This window comes from Burkholderia sp. HMSC10F09, from assembly GCF_001806955.1.
In the GTDB taxonomy this organism is placed as follows: Bacteria; Pseudomonadota; Gammaproteobacteria; order Burkholderiales; family Burkholderiaceae; genus Burkholderia; species Burkholderia multivorans.
The window spans coordinates 27,831-44,570 of sequence record NZ_KV786681.1 but is presented as its reverse complement, the minus strand read 5'-3'; the positions used below and the strand labels follow the sequence as shown (position 1 = coordinate 44,570).

Below are 16,740 nucleotides of genomic sequence, written 5' to 3'. Positions count from 1 at the left end.
CGCCTGCGCCCGCTCCGCCCCGGCCGGCTGCGACGCCATCCGTGAAGGTCGTGACCGTCGACGCGCAGGATGCGCCCGCGCCCGCACCGGCGCATGCCGCGCCGCCGCAGCAGCACGCGCGACGCCAACGCGACGGCATCGAGCGCCATGCGGCCGTGAAGCCGGCAACGACGAAGGCGGAAATGAAAGCGGAAACGCCCGAAACGGCCGCGCTCGTCCGCGAATCGGCGAAGCTCGATCCATCGCTGCCGCCGCCGGCGATGCCGGTCGTCGCGACGACCGGCACGGCGCACACGAGCGCCGCGCGCCACGGTGCTTCGTCGGGCGCGAATCCGGTCGCCGCGGCGATGACCGAGCAACTGGTCCGCGAATCGACGAACCTGAGCGCGCCGCCGCGCGACAGCGCACCCGCGAAATAAAAAAGCGCCCCGCACGCTGACCAGCGCATGCGGGGCGAAGAGAGATGCGTTGTGTCGCGCGTCAGGCGGCGACCGCTTCGTCGGCTTGCGGCTGCGCGGCGACAGCAGGCGTCGCGTCCTGGCGGATCAGATGATCGAACGCGCCGAGCGACGCCTTGGCGCCTTCGCCGACCGCGATCACGATCTGCTTGAACGGCACCGTCGTCACGTCGCCGGCCGCGAACACGCCGGGCACCGACGTCGCGCCGCGCGCATCGACGACGATCTCGCCGTGCTTCGACAGCTCGACCGTGCCCTTCAGCCATTCCGTGTTCGGCACGAGTCCGATCTGCACGAACACGCCTTCGAGTTCGATCTTCTTCACGTCGCCCGAGCGACGGTCCGTATACACGAGCCCATTCAGCTTGCTGCCGTCGCCGGTGAGCTCGGTCGTTTGCGCTTCGGTGATGACGGTTACGTTCGGCAGGCTGCGCAGCTTGCGTTGCAGCACTTCGTCGGCGCGCAGCTGCGCGCCGTATTCGATCAGCGTGACTGCCTTCACGATGCCCGCGAGATCGATCGCGGCCTCGACGCCCGAGTTGCCGCCGCCGATCACCGCGACGCGCTTGCCCTTGAACAGCGGGCCGTCGCAGTGCGGGCAGTAAGCGACGCCGCGGTTGCGGTATTCGCGTTCGCCGGGCACGCCGATCTCGCGCCAGCGCGCGCCCGTCGCAAGCACGACCGTCCTGGCCTTCAGCACGGCGCCGTTCGCGAGGCGGATCTGATGCACGTCGCCGGGAATCAGCGCTTCGGCGCGCTGCACGTCCATGATGTCGACGTCGTACTGCTTCACGTGCTGTTCGAGCGCAGTCGCGAACTTCGGTCCTTCGGTTTCCTGCACCGACACGAAATTCTCGATCGCCATCGTGTCGAGTACCTGGCCGCCGAAACGTTCGGCGACCACGCCGGTCGCGATGCCCTTGCGCGCGGAGTAGATCGCGGCCGCGGCACCGGCCGGGCCGCCGCCGACGATCAGCGTGTCGAACACCGGCTTGTTCTCGAGCGACTTTGCCGCGCGTGCGCCGGCGCCCGTATCGAGTTTCGCGAGGATTTCCTTCACGCTGCTGCGGCCCTGGCCGAACGATTCGCCGTTCAGGAACATCGTCGGCACCGCCATGATCTGGCGTGCTTCGACTTCGTCCTGGAACAGCGCGCCGTCGATCGCGACGTGACGGATGCGCGGGTTGATCAGCGACATCACGTTCAGCGCCTGCACGACTTCCGGGCAGTTCTGGCACGACAGCGAGAAGTACGTCTCGAAGGCATAGTCGCCGTCGAGCGCGCGGATCTGTTCGATCACGTCGTCGTCGAGCTTGATCGGATGGCCGCCCGTCTGCAGCAGCGCGAGCACGAGCGACGTGAATTCATGGCCCATCGGAATGCCCGCGAAGCGGATCCGCGCGGGCTGGCCCGGTTCGCCGATCGAGAACGACGGCGTGCGCGCCTCGTCGTCGCGGCGTTCGATCACGGTGACGCGCGTCGTCAGCGATGCAATCTCGTCGAGCAGCGCACGCAGTTCCTGCGACTTCGCGCTGTCGTCGAGCGATGCGACGAGTTCGATCGGGCGCGTGATTTTTTCGAGGTACGCTTTGAGTTGGGTCTTGAGATTGGCGTCGAGCATGGCGTTTCGGATTCCGTAGCGAAGGTTCCGGCCGGGCACTGCATGCCGGAGAAGGGGATGCGGGCCGCGCGATGCGGCGGCCCGCCGTCGCGCGCCTCTCCGGCGCGCGGGGCGATCGTCAGATCTTGCCGATCAGGTCGAGCGACGGGGTCAGCGTTTCCGCACCCGGCGTCCACTTGGCCGGGCAGACTTCACCCGGATGCGCGGCGATGTATTGCGCGGCCTGCACCTTGCGCAGCAGTTCGCCTGCGTCGCGGCCGATGCCGTTGTCGTGGATCTCGCAGAGCTTGATCTCGCCTTCCGGGTTGATCACGAACGTGCCGCGCAGCGCCATCCCTTCTTCCTCGATCAGCACGTCGAAGTTGCGCGACAGCGTCAGCGTCGGATCGCCGATCATCGGGTACTTGATCTTGCCGATCGTGTCCGACGTGTCGTGCCATGCCTTGTGCGTGAAGTGCGTGTCGGTCGACACTGCGTAGATCTCGACGCCGAGCTTCTGGAATTCCGCGTAGCGGTCGGCGAGATCGCCGAGTTCGGTCGGACACACGAACGTGAAGTCGGCCGGGTAGAACACGACGACGGACCACTTGCCCTTGAAGTTCTCGTCGGACACGGGCACGAATTCGCCGTTGTGGTATGCGGTGGCCTTGAACGGTTTGATCTGCGTGTTGATGATCGGCATCTGGTGTTTCCCTTTGCGTCGGTGATGAATGGAGAGACGCCAGTATCCGGGTTCACCCGCAGTCTGTGAAATTGCTTGTTTTAATCCACGGCATCGGGAAATTCTATGTGGTGCGAGGCCTGCGTGATCATGCGTCTTGCGGCTGGAAGCGCTTGGTTAGCGGTGCGCTGGACGATCGCTCGCGAGGCCATACAATGGGCGGACACTGCATCGGCATTTCCGTTGTTTTCATCCCCTCGGAAGGACTTCATGAAAAAGCCGGTGATCGTTCTCGATGACGTATCGCGAGCATTTTCCGAGCTGGTGGGAGACGGGCTGGCCGCGTTCAATGCCGAACGAAAGGGCCGGCGAACCATCAGGATCTGGCCATTGCGATCGGGGAAGCCGACGATCGCGTTGGCGGTCTGATCGGCAGCACTGGGTGGGGTTGGTTGTTCGTCAAGTGGCTATGGGTCGCGGAGCATGTGCGCGGACAGGGCTATGCGTCCGACCTGCTGGCGCACGCCGAGTAGATTGCGATAAGCAGAGGGTGCATCGCTGCATGGATCGATACGTTCAATCCCGATGCGCGGCGGCTTTACGAACGGCTGGGCTTCGTCGTATTCGGCGAACTGGTCGATTTTCCAGCTGGACACACGCGCTGTTTCCTGCAGAAGCGGTTTGATGTGGGTGCCGATATCTGACAGCTTCGGCTGGCTTCGATCGTGTGGAGGCAAGCACTGCGCGCTGGCTAGATCTGGTAAGGCACCCGGATGCCGGGTTCCGTCGAGGGAAAGTCTTTCGTGTTGCGCGACACGAGCAGGAGTCCGTTCACCTGCGCTGATGCCCAGACGATCGCGTCGGGCAGACGAATGCGCCGTTCCTTGCGAATGGTCACGGCGCGGTCGGCAACCGTACTGTCGAGCGGGATCACGTCGAACGACGAGAGCCACGCGCGAATCGGGCCTTCGTCATCTGCGGTCGTACCGACCAGGACTTCCATCCACGTAATGGTGCTGATCGCACGGTGGTCGTAGCGGCCGAGCTCCAGGCGGGCCGACTCCACGCCGCTCAGATAGTCGATCAGGATGTTGGTGTCGAAGAGAGCTTTTACCATTCCGAGCGCAGTTTTTCCTGATAAGCGAGCCCGTCGACGGCGCGGTCTTTCCAGAGGCCGAAGACATCGTCGGCGAGCGGGCGCTTGTGTAGGGCGATGTAGGCGTCAATCGCATCGCGAATGATCGCGGCGCGAGGACGATGCTCAGTCTCGACGATGACGGCCAGCTCGTCGAGCTGGCCGTCCGACAGATCCACCAAGACTCGGCTCATTTCAGCCTCCAGATATATGATATGCATATCATATATACGCCAGTGCGGATGTGCAAGAGGCGGTTCCGCAGGTTGCCGACCAAAATGGCGCACTCGCACGCTTACACTCCCGCCATCTCCCTCAACCATTCCGCGAGCCGCCTCGCGCCGTCCGGCAAGTCCGCGTCCTCGCGCGTGCACAGGTAGTAGTCGCGGCCGTCCTCGAGCGCGTGATCGAACAGCTGCACGAGTTCTCCGCTCGCGAGTTCGCGCTCGACGAGCGGCGCGCGCAGCAGCGCGACGCCGAGATCCGCGCGTGCTGCGCTCAACGTGAGCTGCCCGTCCTCGAACATCGGGCCGACCGCGTGCGACACGTTGCGCACGCCCGCGCCTTGCAGCCAGTTCACCCACGCGCTGCGATCCTCGTCGTGCACGAGCGGCGCATGCACGAGATCGGCCGGCGTGGCAAACGGCCCGTGGCGCTTCAGGAACGACGGGCTGCACATCGGCACCATCGCGCCCGGCACCAGCCGTTCGCAGCGGTAGCCGGGCCAGTCGCCCGTGCCGAAGCGGATCGACAGATCCGACGCATCGCTGCGGTAGTTGCGGTGGTGCGCGTAGAGCACGGTGACGTCGACGTCCGTGTTCTCCGCAAGAAACGCGTGCAGCCGCGGAATGAACCAGCCGATGCCGAACAGCGGTATCAGGCTGATCGTGATCTGCCGCAGCGACGAACGGTCGCGCACGAAGCGCGTCGCGCTGCGCAGTACCGAGAACGCGGCGCTGATCGACCGGTAGTAGTCGCGTCCTTCGTCGGTCAGCGCGAGCAGCCGGCCGTCGCGTACGGTCAGCGGCGTCTGGATGAACGCTTCCAGCAGCTGCAGCTGATGGCTGACCGCGGACGGCGTGATGTCGAGTTCGGCGGCCGCCGCCGTGACCGAGCCGAGGCGCGCGAACGCCTCGAACGCGCGCACGGCACGCAACGGCGGATCGTCGTGTAACTGTTCGATATTTTTCATGTATCGAATTTTATAGAAAAATCAGGGTAAGCGACAACAATAAAAATGACCATGTTTTCATGGTGTTGGCGTATCGTGTGCGGAACGGCATAAGCATCCAACGATTGAGTATTTGGGATGTTCGTGTCGATTATTTAATATTTTTCATGTTTTGACAGACTCACGGTCCCCGCACATGAAAATCGCTCGTTTCACCGTTGGCTTCGCGTTGTCCGCGTTCGCGCTGGTCGCGTCCGTTACCGCCGGCGCGCAATCCGCGCCGCAGACGATCCTGATCGGTCTCGCCGCGCCGCTGACCGGCCCGTCCGCGCGCATCGGCAAGGATCTGCAGAACGGCGCGCAACTCGCGATCGACGATGCGAACGCGAAGCATCCGACGATCGGCGGCAAGCCCGTCGTGTACAAGCTCGTCGCAGCCGACGACCAGTCCGACCCGCGCACGGCCGTCGCGGTCGCGCAGCAGCTCGTCGACCAGCACGTGATCGGCGTCGTCGGGCACTGGAACACGGGCTGCAGCGTGCCGGCTTCGCGCGTCTATCGCGACGCGGGCATTCCGCAGATCGCGCCGGCGTCGACGGGCCATCAGTACACGCAGCAGGGCTACGCGACGGCCTTCCGCATCATGGGTCACGACGATGCGGGCGGCAACTTCACGGGCGCCTACGCGGTGAAGACGCTGAAGGCGAAGCGCATCGCCGTGATCGACGATCGCACGTCGTTCGGCGCGGGATTGGCCGACCAGTTCATCAAGGGCGTGCAGGCGAACGGCGGCACGATCGTCGATCGCCAGTACGTGAACGACAAGACAACCGACTTCAGCGGCGTGCTGACCGCGATCAAGGGCAAGCGCGCGGATCTGGTGTTCTTCGGCGGGCTCGATGCGCAGGCCGCGCCGATCGCGCGCCGGATGCGCCAGCTCGGCGTGAACGTGCCGCTGCTCGGCGCGGGCGGTTTCGTGAGCCAGACCTTCCTGTCGCTCGCAGGCAAGGACGGCGACGGCGTGACCGCGCTCGAACCGGGCCTGCCGCTCGAGCGGATGCCGGGCGGCAAGGCGTTCGACGCGCAGTACCAAGCGCGTTTCCGCGCGCCGATCGAACTGCATGCGCCGTTTGCGTACGACGCGGCCGCCACGCTGATCGCGGCCGCGCAGAAGGCAGGCTCGACGCAGCCGGCGAAGCTGGTCGCCGCCGTGCGCGAGATCGACCGGCCGGGCGTGACGGGCGAGATCGCGTTCGACAAGGAAGGCAACCTGAAGAATCCGGCTTTCACGATCTATCAGGTGCGCGGCGGGAAGTGGACAGTCGTCGATGTACTCGGCGGCGCGCGGACTGCGGCGAAGTAAAGGACGACAGCTTTGCAGGGGCTCGGAGAAGCGCTCAAGCGCCAACTCGGGCCAACAGCTTTGCATGGGGCCCGAGTAAGCGCTAAAGCGCTAACTCGGGCCGACACGGAGACGATTCCATGACCGAAACTACCAAAACCTCCACGACCACTCCGGAAGACACGCGCCTCGGCATCCTCGCGCGGCGCCGCATCGAAGCCGAAATCATCAAGCCGATCTACGAGATCATGAAGCGCGAATTCGGCACCGAGCGCGCGCAGGCCGTGATCGCGGAAGCGGTGCGCGGCGCGGCGGTCGACGCGGGCCGCACGTTCGCCGCGCAGGAGCCGCACGGTACGAGCGTGAAGTCGTTCATCGCGCTGCAGGTGCTGTGGGAGAAGGACGATGCGCTCGACGTCGAAGTGCGGCGCGCGGACGATGCGCACTACGACTACGACGTCCATCGCTGCAGCTATGCCGAGATGTATCACGCGATGGGGCTCGGCGAGATCGGGCATCTGCTCAGCTGCGCGCGCGACAGCCACTTCATCGAGGGCTACGATCCGCGCATCGCGCTGACGCGCACGAGCACGATCATGCAGGGCGGCAAGCGCTGCGATTTCCGCTACGCACTGCAACCGGCGCCGCAGGGCGGCGCACAGGAGGCCGGCGATGCGTGACGAAGCGCAAGCGGGCCTCCGCGCAGCGGGGCCGCGCGTCGACGGCGAGCGGCTCTGGGCGTCGCTCGAACGGATGGCGCAGATCGGCGCGACGCCGAAGGGCGGTGTCTGCCGGCTCGCACTGACCGATCTCGATCGCGAGTCGCGCGACCTGTTCGTGCAGTGGGCGCGCGACGCGGGCTGCACGGTGCGCGTCGACAAGATGGGCAACGTGTTCGCTCGGCGCGCGGGCCGCCGCGCCGACGCGGCCCCCGTGATGACGGGCTCGCACGCCGATTCGCAGCCGACCGGCGGCCGCTACGACGGCATCTACGGCGTGCTCGGCGGCCTGGAAGTCGTGCGCGCGCTGAACGACGCGGGCATCGAGACCGAACGGCCGATCGATGTCGTGATCTGGACCAACGAGGAGGGCTCGCGCTTCGCGCCGGCGATGGTGTCGGCCGGCGTGTTTGCGGGCGTCTATTCGCTCGAATACGGGCTGTCGCGCACCGACGCAGCGGGCAGAACGATCGGCGACGAACTGGAGCGCATCGGCTATGCGGGCGCCGAGCCGGTCGGCGGCTATCCCGTGCATGCCGCGTACGAGCTGCATATCGAGCAGGGCGCGATTCTCGAACGCGCGGGCAAGACGATCGGCGTCGTGACGGCCGGGCAGGGGCAGCGCTGGTACGAGGTGACGCTGACGGGCATCGATGCGCACGCCGGCACGACGCCGATGGAATTTCGCCGCGATGCGCTGGTCGGCGCTGCGCGGACGATCGCGTTCGTCGATGCGCTGGGCCGCCGCCACGCGCCGCACGCGCGCGCGACGGTCGGCATGATCGACGCTCGGCCGAACTCGCGCAACACGGTGCCGGGCGGCTGCTTCTTCACGGTCGAGTTTCGTCATCCGGACGACGCCGTGCTCGACGAACTCGACGCGGCGTTGCGTGCGGAGCTGACGCGTATGGCCGCCGAAACCGGGCTCGGCGCGCAGATCGAACAGATCTTCACGTATCCGCCTGTGCCGTTCGCGGCCGCCTGCATCGACGCGGTGCGCGACGCGGCCGAATCGCTCGGGCTGTCGCACATGGACATCGTCTCCGGTGCGGGCCACGATGCGTGCTATATCGCGCGCGTCGCGCCGACCGGGATGATTTTCGTGCCGTGCGTCGACGGTCTGAGCCACAACGAAGCCGAAGCGATCACGCCGGAGTGGGCGACCGCGGGTGCGGACGTGCTACTGCGCGCGGTGCTCAAAAGCGCGCAGGAAACCGGCGCGTAACGGCGTCGCTGCCGCTAGCGCGGCGCTTTGCGGCGCGCGACGTAGGCCAGATACGCGACGATCTCGTCGAGTTCGCGATCGCTCAGCTGCGCCGGCGGGAACGCCGGCATCGCGCGGCCCGGCCAGTCGCGCACCGACGCCGGGTTGCGGATATAGCGGCGCAGCGCGGCCGGCTGGAAATAGTCGACGGGGTTCATCGGCGCGTTCAGGTCGGGGCCCGCGTGGCTGCTGCCGGCGCCGTCGATCCGGTGGCACGCGAGGCATTGCGTGACGAACAGGCGCTGGCCCGCGCGCGCGGGGGCGTCCGCAGGAACGGACGGATCGACGGCGAGCGACGGCCAGCGTGCGAGCGGCGCCGATTCGACGGTAATGCGCACGATCTGATACGGCCACTGTTCGCCGCGCACCGACGACGCGTGCGGCCCGACCCACACGAGATAGAACGGCCCGGCGCTCACGGGCTTGCCGGGCAGCTTCGGCCACGGGCGCGACGGTTCCTCCACCGCCAGCCACGCGACCGCGCCGGCCGCCGCGCCGCGGCGCACGAGATCGAGCGGCAACTGCGCGGCGAAGCCGTCGGCGGCGCGCGTCTCGAGCACGCCATCGGCCGGCAGCGGCGCACCGCCGAACAGGTTCACGAACGGCACCGCGCGGAACGTCATCGGGCGGCCGTATGCGATGTCTTGCGGCACGTGGATGTCGATGGCGTCGGCGCGCGCGAGCAGCGCTTGCGGCGTCAGCATCTGCGGCGTGCCGTCGATGTCGAGTTCGAGCGCCGGCGCGGACTGCGCGAGCGCGCGCGGGCCGATCGCGTAGAGGATCAGCAGCAGAAGCGAAAACCACCGGCGCATGAGCATTCGTTCTCCGGGAAGCGGCGTTCCGGGCGGCGCGATGCGCGCGGCCGCGGGTGACGAAACGGGTCGGGCGACAGTCTATCCGCTTCGCGAGCTGCCCGCGATCCCGATTTCGATGGCCGCGATGTCGGCGCGTGCTCGGATGGAGGCCGGTGCGTCTGCAACGATCCACGCTGCATGCCCGATAGCACAATGTCGCCAGCCGCGCACCGGCAATGTCGGTAGACCGCGCGCGCCCATATCGGTCGATACCGGCCGCAGCGGTCGCGCGCCAGCGGATTCCCGACGATGCTCGACGCGCATCCGGACGTGCTCGGCCGGCATGCGCGCAGACGCACGCTCGACTAGCAGAGGGCGAAACGGGGGGCGGGCACTGCATCGTGCGATTCGGCGAGGCAGGCGCATGCAGGAGCTCGCCCGACCGTAGCGGCGGCGCGGCGGCGCGGCCCGCGCTACCGCGACGCGGGTCCGCGCACGCGCGCGCTCAATGCGTCGAGCATTGCGTATCGGCGGCCGACAGCGACGTATTCAGCACCGGTCCGAAGTCGGCTTCGCGCGTGCCCGACGAGGTCAGCGACACGAAATGCATCGCGTCGCCGTTCGAGCGGAACGCCGCGATGCCGGTCGAGCCCCACGGAATCGGCGAGCGCTGCGAGCCGGTCACGGCGATCGCGGCAGGCCCAAGCGTCAGCGTCAGCAATCGCCCGTCGCGCGTCGGCACGTAGGCGCGGGATCCGTCGACGCCGATCTGCGCTTCGCGCACCGATGCGGGCAGGCAGTCGAGCGTCGCGGTGCGCTGACCGTCCGGCGCGACGAGCATGGCGACGCCGCGACCGGCCGAGGTCGTCGTCACGACGATGAAGCGGTCGATCGCCGGCACGTAGGCGGCCGAGTACACGTAGTACTGGATCGCGTCGTTCAGCGTGCCGAGCTTGTCGAGCTGCGCGGATACCGGATCGAACATCGCCGCTTCGAGCGTCGCGTCGGTGCTGCCCGGAATGAATTTTTGCCAGAGCAGCAGCGCCTTGCCCGGCGAGCCCGCGATCATCGGCCACCATTCGCGGCGATGTGCGACGACGGGGACGTGGTTCAGCACGCGGCCGGTCGCGTCGTACGTCTTCACATAGACGCCGTTGCCGGTGCCGAGATTGTCCACGCCGCCGCCGTCGACCCAGCCTTCCGAATAGAACACGACGAAGCGGTCCGACGCGGTCGCGACGTGGCCGGAGTGGCCGCCCGCTTCGACGTCGTTCGGATAGGGCTTGATCGGCCGCAGGTCGCGCCGATAGATTCCGTAGCGCTGGTTCACGACCTGCGGCGTGTTCCAGCCGTCCTCGAAGGTGACGAAGATGTCGCCGCGTGCGTTCTGCGCGATCGACACGGGCTCCTGCGCTTCCGGCCGGCTGATGAACGTGCGCACGCGCGCGATGCGCGGCTGGCCCGGGCTCCACTGGCCGACGTACACGTCGTGCGGCCAGTTGCCGTCTTTCATCGCGCCGCGCGGCACGCGCCCCGAACTGCTGAAGAACACCCAGCGCTTGCCGTTGCCGGCATCGGCGACGCCGATGCCGTGCATGAAGCGGCGCGGGTCGCCGGTATCCTTCGCCGTGCCGTTCGGATCGACGGTGACGGTGTGCACGACCGGCGCGCCGGCGCGTGCGGCGGGCGGCGCCGCGCCGGCGCAGCATGCGCTGCAGACGATCGACGCGGCGATCCATGCCGCGGCGCGCCGGCCGGTGCCCGGCCGCGCGCCGGCGGAGGTGGCGACGCGCGGCGCCGTCATTCGACCGTCACCGATTTCGCGAGGTTGCGCGGCTTGTCGACGTCCGCGCCGCGCGCGCAGCCGACGTGATACGCGAGCAGCTGCAACGGGATCACGTTGACGATCGGCGACAGCGCATCGCCCGATTCGCGCACGCGGATCAGATGCGTGTCGCGGTCGGCCTCGAGTTCGAGCTGATCGCCGGCAAGCACGTACAGCCGCCCGCCGCGCGCGCGCACCTCGGCCATGTTCGACTTCAGCTTCTGGAACAGCTGGTCGTCGGGCGCGATCGTGACGACGGGCATCGCGCTCGTGACGAGCGCGAGCGGGCCGTGCTTGAGCTCGCCGGCCGGATAGCCTTCGGCGTGGATGTACGACACCTCCTTCAGCTTCAGCGCGCCTTCCATCGCGATCGGGAAATGAATGCCTCGCCCGAGGAACAGCGCGTTCTCGCTCTTCGCGAACTTCTCGGCCCAGCCCATGATCTGCGTCTCGAGCGCGAGCGCATGGCCGATGCGCGCGGGTAGCGCATGCAGCTGCTGCAGTCGTTCGGCCGCCTGTGCCGGGTCGAGCCGGCCGCGCATCTGGGCGAGCGTGAGCGTCAGCAGGTACAGCGCGACGAGCTGCGTCGTGAACGCCTTCGTCGACGCGACACCGAGCTCCGCGCCGGCGCGCGTCAAAAAGCGCAGCGGCGAGTTGCGCGCGATCGTGCTCGTCGCGACGTTGCAGATCGCCATCGACAGATCCTGGCCCGTCGTGCGCGCGCGTTCGAGCGCGCCGATCGTGTCGGCCGTCTCGCCGGACTGCGAAATGCCGACGACGAGCGTGCGCGGATCGGCAACCGCGTCGCGATAGCGGTATTCGCTCGCGATCTCGACCTGCGCGGGCACGCCGGCGATCGACTCGAGCCAGTATTTCGCGGTGAGCCCCGCGTAATAGCTGGTGCCGCAGCCGAGCAGCAGCACGCTTTTCACTTTGGACAGCAGCGCGCGCGTGTCCGCGTGCGCGTCGAAGAGGGCGGGCGAGATTTCCTCGATCCCTTCGAGCGTGTTCTCGATCGCCTTCGGCTGCTCGAAGATCTCCTTCTGCATGAAGTGCTGGTACGGGCCGAGCGCGGCATCGCTGTCGCGCGCGCGCACTTCGCACAGCGGACGGCGCGCTTCTTCGCCGAGTGCATCGACGACGTCGATGCGATCCGGCGTGATCAACGCGACGTCGCCGTCCTCGAGGTAGACGAAGCGGTCGGTCAGCTCGCCGAGCGCCGCGCAGTCCGATGCCAGATAGTTCTGCGTCGCACCGATGCCGATCACGAGCGGCGAGCCCGCGCGGGCGGCCACGAGCCGCTGCGGTTCGTGCGCGCTCAGCACGGCGATCGCATACGCGCCGTGCAGCCGCTTGACCGCGCGCCGCACCGCGTCGAACAGATCGCCGCGATAGAGGCTGTGCACGAGATGCGCGATCACCTCGGTATCGGTCTCGCCGCGGAACTCGTAGCCGCGCTGCCGCAGCTCCGCACGCAGCGTGTCGTGGTTTTCGATGATGCCGTTATGCACGACCGCGATCGTGTCGCGCGACACGATCGGATGCGCGTTTTTCTCCGACGGCGCGCCGTGCGTCGCCCAGCGCGTGTGGGCGATGCAGGTCTGCGCCTCGAGCCCGAGCGTCAGCACGCGATCCTGCAAGTCGGCGACGCGCCGCAACGTGCGCTCGCTGCGCAGGCGCCCGTCGCGCAGCACCGCGATCCCGCATGAGTCGTAGCCGCGATACTCGAGCCGGCTGAGGGCATTGACCAATTGCGGCACCTGATTGTTCAGGCCGCTTGCTCCGACGATTCCGCACATGTTTTCACCTCGTCCAGAAGATGGTTCCGGCTTGCCTGCGCGGCGCGTCGGGACGGCGTCCCGACAAGGTCGCACCGCGCGGAAGACGTGTCATGCATTGCTTCCAGGTTCGCCCGTCGCCCATTCGCGCGGCGGCGGCCCCGCGTGGGCGATCCATTCGATGCCGCAGATCGATCCGTTCGCGTCGTGCGACGCGACGAGAATGCGCGATGCGCGCGGCGTGCCGCCGCGTCGCCGGTTGCCGGTGAGCAGGGCGGCCGGCACCGAGTGCGCCGTGACGCTGGCCGAGCGTCGCAGGATCTTCGATACGCGCAAGCGGTACGCGAGCGGATGCACGACGCGCCCGGCGATCAGCCAGGTGATCAGCGAGCCGCCGATCAGCGCGATACAGGTCACGTAGAACACGAGCTGCTCGATCGGCATCTCCGCTTCGTTGAACGGCAGCAGATAGCGATACGTGTAGATGCAGATCGATGCCCATACGCCGCCGACCAGCGCAGGTCGGCCGAAGCGGAACCAGGCGACCAGCAGCGGGCCGACGACGCCGCCTCGTTCGGCGATCATTTCGCGCGGCGTGCGCAGGGAGAGGTCAATAATCGGTGCGTTGTTCATGTTGAATGCCTCGGTCGGGACTGACCCACACGGCTCGCTTGCCACGGCCTCGCAGCACGACCGCCGGCAGCGCGACGACGGTAGTGATCATGCTGATCAGCCAGAAAGCGACGGGGTACCAAACGGTGTCAAGGAAATACATCAGCAGCTTCTCGTCGTAGCGACGATCGATCATGCTGCCGATGATCAGCTGCAGGATGCAGGTGGCGACCAGCAGCATCCCGTGCCAATGCGGTACGACGGAAACATGCCAGCTCGGCGGCAGCGGATAGACGACATCCACGAGCGCGAGCAGCAGAATGAACGACATCGCATAGGCCCACGCGATGCCGATCAGATACTCGATGAACAGCGGCCACATCATCATCCGCGTCGGCTTCGCGAGCGCGCCGGCGTACTTGATCAGCACCTGGATGCCGCCCTTCGCCCAGCGCAGGCGCTGCCGGTACAGGCCCTTCACGGTTTCCGGCATCAGGATCCAGCTCAGCGCATGCGGCTCGTACACGACGCGCCAGTCGCTGCACTGCAGCTTCCAGCTGATGTCGATGTCCTCGGTCAGCATGTCGGTGCTCCAGAATCCGACGTCGGCGAGTGCGGTCTTGCGGAACATCGTGACCACGCCCGATACCGTGAAGATGCGGCCGTACACCTGCTGCGTGCGTTTGATCAGCCCGACGATCGACGAGAACTCGCCCACCTGCATGCGGCCGAGCAGCGACGTGCGCGTGCGGATGCGCGGATTGCCGGTCACCGCGCCGACGCCCGGATCGGTCAGGAAATGGTCGAGCATCCATTCGATCGCATCGTGGCCGAGCAGCGAGTCGCCGTCGATGCAGAGCAGATACTCGGCGTTCGACATCGTGGCCGCGGTCGTGAGCCCGACCGCCTTGCCCTCGTTGCGCGCGTGATGAATCACGAGCAGCCGCGGGATCTCCACCGCGAGCTGGTTCAGGATTTCGCCGGTGCGGTCCCTGCTGCCGTCGTTGACCGCGATGATGTCGTAGTTCGGGTAGTCCATCGCATTCAGATGCTCGATCACGCTGCGTGCATTCGCCTCCTCGTTGAAGCACGGCACGACGATCGACACCTTCGGAAAGCCGCTCGCGGCGATCTTGCGCTTCGACAGCACGCGACCCTCTTCGAGCAGGAAGTAGTGCACGACGCCGCCGATCATCCACAGGTACGACATGAAGAACGGATAGTAGAAAACGAAATCCTGCAGCTTCGTAATGAGGCCGTGCGTGGTCATGGTGTCTTGGTCCCGTTGCGGTGCATCTGCATCAGTGCATTGATCGAGGTCGGATCGAGACGCGATTTCAGCGACATCACGTCGCGCACCGTGTCGAGATTCGGCTGGTTGTTCAGAAAGTTGTCCGGGTAGTACCCGAAGTTCACCGCGCCTTCGCTGCGCAGTCTTCGCATCTGCGCGAGCAGCGTGTCGGCGCCGATGCTCTTGTTCGTGTGCCAGTCGTACGACTGCAGCTCGAACACGGTGCGCGACAGGCCGTTCGGTTTCGCGCGCACGGTGCGCACGAGCCGGTCGAGCCAGCCTTCGGGATCGTCCGCGCGTTCCATGTACGGCATCGCCATCAGCGCGACGTAGTCGTAGGTGGCGAGGAAGTCCGCATAGTTCTGCGCGTACCACGCTTCGGACTCGGGCTTCAGCACCGGCATCGCGAAGATGTTGCGCGCGGTCAGCACGTCGCCGGCGTTCTGGTGCGAGAGCACGATCTTTTCGAGCTGCAGCGTGAAGTCGATCAGATGACGCGTCTTGCGCCGCGTCCAGCGCGCCATCAGGTCGGGATTGCCGCGGATCTTCGCGACGTCGGCGGGCAGCCCCCATTGCGCGTACGCACGCAGCGCGTGGCGGCTCGCATCCTCGTAGTCGTCGAGCACCGCATCGTCGCTGAACAGGATGCCGCTGAACGACGCGTACTTGCTCAGATCCTCGTAGATCTCCTCGATCATCAGCCGTGCATCGGGGTCGAACGGACTGAGCCGGAACACGCGCGAGCCGTTGTCGCGGGCCGGCGCGCCATCGAGCGCGCGGACGGCTTCGAGCGCGCGATGCTTGTCCGCCGGCGGCCGGAACGCGAGCACCGGCATCCACGCATAGACCTGCACGTTCGAGCGCGTGTTGAGCTGCCACGCGGCGCGCGAGAACAGGTCCGAGCGCATCGGCAGATGGCGGTTCGGGAAGTACACGGCTTCGGCGACACCCGTGCCTTTCGGATCCGCGTACGCCTGCAGGTAGACCGATTTCGGCTGCATCCGGTAGATGCGCTCGACGAGCACGCCGAGGTTCTTTTCCTGCTGCGCGGGGTTCGGGTCGTACACCTGGTCGAGATCGACCTGCACGATACGCTCGACCGCGTCGACCGCGCCGCGGTTCGTCGCCGGCTCGCGCATCGACCGTTCGAAGCCGCCGATGTCGACGTCGTACATCATCAGGATCCGGCGCAGGCGATCGAGCGGCACGTCGGGCGTGTTCGGCCCCGCGTCGAGGCTGAACTGGATGCCCATCCCGAGCGATGTCGAGATGTCGCGCACCGGCTGGTTCTCCGCGCCGTACGGCCACACCATCGAGCGAATGGTGATGCCGGTGCGCTCGCGCACCTGGCGGATGCAGGTCTGCAGGTCGTTGCGCACGCGTGCGTGGAATTCCTCGTCGGTTTCGTACCGCTTCTCGTCGGGCAGATACAGGTGCGACGTGGTCGCCGGCAGTTCGTTGCCCTGCGGATTCGCGATCGCGCCGTGATGCAGATTGTGCGTGTGGCACGCGAGCTCGATCAGGTCCGACGAGCCGAGCTCGCGCACGTCGTCCCACGACATGAAGTAGTCGCGCGGCACCGACACCTTGTCGCTGATCTTGATCGGCACGTCGGGCGGCGCATCGATCCACGACGTGACGATGCCCATCACGGCCGGATAGCGGAAGCGCTCGAGCAGCGGCAGCACTTTCGTGTAGTGGCTGCGGTAGCCGTCGTCGAACGTGAGCAGCACGGCGCGCGGCGGCAGCGGCTTGCCGCCGTGGCGCGACGCCTCGATCTGCTTGACCGTGATCGGGTGGTAGTTGTTCGTCTCGAGCCACGAGAAGATCGCGGTCAGCGTGCCGGTGTCGACCGCGAACGGGTCGACCATCGTCGACGAAGAAAACGTCGACAGCAGATTGTCGCGGACATCGTGCAGGCAAATCACGCGAAATGTCTTGCCGTCGGCCGGGTCGGACGGCGGCAGCAGGTCGATCATCTTGGCCTTCGTCACGCCGGGAAACAACGAGCACGCGGCGAATGCCCCGAGGCATCCGCACATGAAGGTCCGTCTGGATTGCATGGAGAG

The 16,740-nt window shown here is 66.8% G+C and carries 17 protein-coding genes and 1 pseudogene; 6 read left to right on the top strand and 12 right to left on the bottom strand.

Annotated features, from left to right (window positions below):
- A pseudogene (locus HMPREF3115_RS12430) lies at positions 1-419 on the top strand (hypothetical protein); the annotation flags it as partial.
- Positions 420-480: 61 nt separating this feature from the next.
- On the opposite strand, the gene ahpF reads toward HMPREF3115_RS12430, so the two are convergent.
- Together ahpF and ahpC are read right to left on the bottom strand one after the other, a co-directional pair.
- Positions 481-2,079 (bottom strand): alkyl hydroperoxide reductase subunit F, encoded by a 1,599-nt coding sequence (gene ahpF / locus HMPREF3115_RS12425; RefSeq protein WP_070554584.1) that lies wholly within the window; start codon positions 2,077-2,079, stop codon positions 481-483.
- Positions 2,080-2,197: 118 nt separating this feature from the next.
- Positions 2,198-2,761, bottom strand: coding sequence for an alkyl hydroperoxide reductase subunit C (gene ahpC, locus HMPREF3115_RS12420; protein WP_006399806.1), 564 nt, complete (start codon positions 2,759-2,761; stop codon positions 2,198-2,200).
- A gap of 249 nt (positions 2,762-3,010) precedes the next feature.
- Between ahpC and HMPREF3115_RS31910 the strand changes: the two genes are divergently transcribed.
- Entirely contained in the window at positions 3,011-3,169 is a 159-nt protein-coding gene (locus tag HMPREF3115_RS31910) for a hypothetical protein (protein WP_200053153.1), read from the top strand.
- Positions 3,124-3,273, top strand: a complete 150-nt coding sequence (locus tag HMPREF3115_RS33060; protein WP_353738900.1) for a GNAT family N-acetyltransferase — start codon at positions 3,124-3,126, stop codon at positions 3,271-3,273. The genes HMPREF3115_RS31910 and HMPREF3115_RS33060 overlap by 46 nt, the downstream gene beginning before the upstream one ends.
- Here the strand turns inward: HMPREF3115_RS33060 and HMPREF3115_RS31905 are convergent.
- The 4 genes from HMPREF3115_RS31905 to HMPREF3115_RS12405 all read right to left on the bottom strand — a co-directional run bounded on the left by HMPREF3115_RS31905 (position 3,208) and on the right by HMPREF3115_RS12405 (position 5,067).
- On the bottom strand, positions 3,208-3,396 hold the full coding sequence (locus HMPREF3115_RS31905; protein ID WP_200053152.1) for a hypothetical protein: 189 nt from the start codon (positions 3,394-3,396) through the stop codon (positions 3,208-3,210). The genes HMPREF3115_RS33060 and HMPREF3115_RS31905 overlap by 66 nt on opposite strands.
- 95 nt (positions 3,397-3,491) lie before the next feature.
- Positions 3,492-3,857: a type II toxin-antitoxin system VapC family toxin gene (locus tag HMPREF3115_RS12415; RefSeq protein WP_053298683.1), complete on the bottom strand. Its 366-nt coding sequence runs from the start codon at positions 3,855-3,857 to the stop codon at positions 3,492-3,494.
- On the bottom strand, positions 3,851-4,069 hold the full coding sequence (locus tag HMPREF3115_RS12410) for a ribbon-helix-helix protein, CopG family (protein WP_035956044.1): 219 nt from the start codon (positions 4,067-4,069) through the stop codon (positions 3,851-3,853). Before HMPREF3115_RS12410 ends, HMPREF3115_RS12415 begins: the two co-directional genes overlap by 7 nt.
- Positions 4,070-4,170: 101 nt before the next feature.
- A complete protein-coding gene (locus HMPREF3115_RS12405; protein ID WP_070554582.1) occupies positions 4,171-5,067 on the bottom strand; it encodes a LysR substrate-binding domain-containing protein in 897 nt (298 codons plus the stop codon).
- 175 nt (positions 5,068-5,242) lie between these two features.
- Here HMPREF3115_RS12405 and HMPREF3115_RS12400 point away from each other — a divergent pair, with 175 nt between their 5' ends.
- From HMPREF3115_RS12400 to HMPREF3115_RS12390, 3 genes are all read left to right on the top strand, one after another.
- Positions 5,243-6,409 (top strand): branched-chain amino acid ABC transporter substrate-binding protein, encoded by a 1,167-nt coding sequence (locus HMPREF3115_RS12400; protein WP_006403832.1) that lies wholly within the window; start codon positions 5,243-5,245, stop codon positions 6,407-6,409.
- Positions 6,410-6,528: 119 nt separating this feature from the next.
- On the top strand, positions 6,529-7,068 hold the full coding sequence (locus HMPREF3115_RS12395) for an L-2-amino-thiazoline-4-carboxylic acid hydrolase (protein ID WP_053298682.1): 540 nt from the start codon (positions 6,529-6,531) through the stop codon (positions 7,066-7,068).
- Complete coding sequence (locus tag HMPREF3115_RS12390; RefSeq protein WP_059936593.1) at positions 7,061-8,332, top strand: Zn-dependent hydrolase; 1,272 nt, start codon at positions 7,061-7,063, stop codon at positions 8,330-8,332. Before HMPREF3115_RS12395 ends, HMPREF3115_RS12390 begins: the two co-directional genes overlap by 8 nt.
- A gap of 14 nt (positions 8,333-8,346) precedes the next feature.
- Here HMPREF3115_RS12390 and HMPREF3115_RS12385 read toward each other — a convergent pair whose 3' ends face one another.
- The 6 genes from HMPREF3115_RS12385 to pgaB form a co-directional block, all read right to left on the bottom strand.
- On the bottom strand, positions 8,347-9,189 hold the full coding sequence (locus tag HMPREF3115_RS12385; protein ID WP_070554580.1) for a cytochrome c: 843 nt from the start codon (positions 9,187-9,189) through the stop codon (positions 8,347-8,349).
- Between the two features lie 481 nt (positions 9,190-9,670).
- A complete protein-coding gene (locus tag HMPREF3115_RS12380; protein ID WP_070554579.1) occupies positions 9,671-10,969 on the bottom strand; it encodes a hypothetical protein in 1,299 nt (432 codons plus the stop codon).
- A complete protein-coding gene (gene glmS, locus HMPREF3115_RS12375) occupies positions 10,966-12,789 on the bottom strand; it encodes a glutamine--fructose-6-phosphate transaminase (isomerizing) (RefSeq protein WP_039218536.1) in 1,824 nt (607 codons plus the stop codon). The genes HMPREF3115_RS12380 and glmS overlap by 4 nt, the downstream gene beginning before the upstream one ends.
- A 90-nt stretch (positions 12,790-12,879) precedes the next feature.
- The gene (locus tag HMPREF3115_RS12370) at positions 12,880-13,401 is read right to left on the bottom strand and encodes a hypothetical protein (protein WP_035954594.1); all 522 of its coding nucleotides are present in this window, start codon (positions 13,399-13,401) and stop codon (positions 12,880-12,882) included.
- Positions 13,379-14,650, bottom strand: a complete 1,272-nt coding sequence (gene pgaC / locus HMPREF3115_RS12365) for a poly-beta-1,6-N-acetyl-D-glucosamine synthase (protein WP_006403824.1) — start codon at positions 14,648-14,650, stop codon at positions 13,379-13,381. Before pgaC ends, HMPREF3115_RS12370 begins: the two co-directional genes overlap by 23 nt.
- Complete coding sequence (gene pgaB, locus HMPREF3115_RS12360) at positions 14,647-16,734, bottom strand: poly-beta-1,6-N-acetyl-D-glucosamine N-deacetylase PgaB (protein ID WP_070554577.1); 2,088 nt, start codon at positions 16,732-16,734, stop codon at positions 14,647-14,649. The genes pgaC and pgaB overlap by 4 nt, the downstream gene beginning before the upstream one ends.
- Between the last annotated feature and the right edge of the window lie 6 nt (positions 16,735-16,740).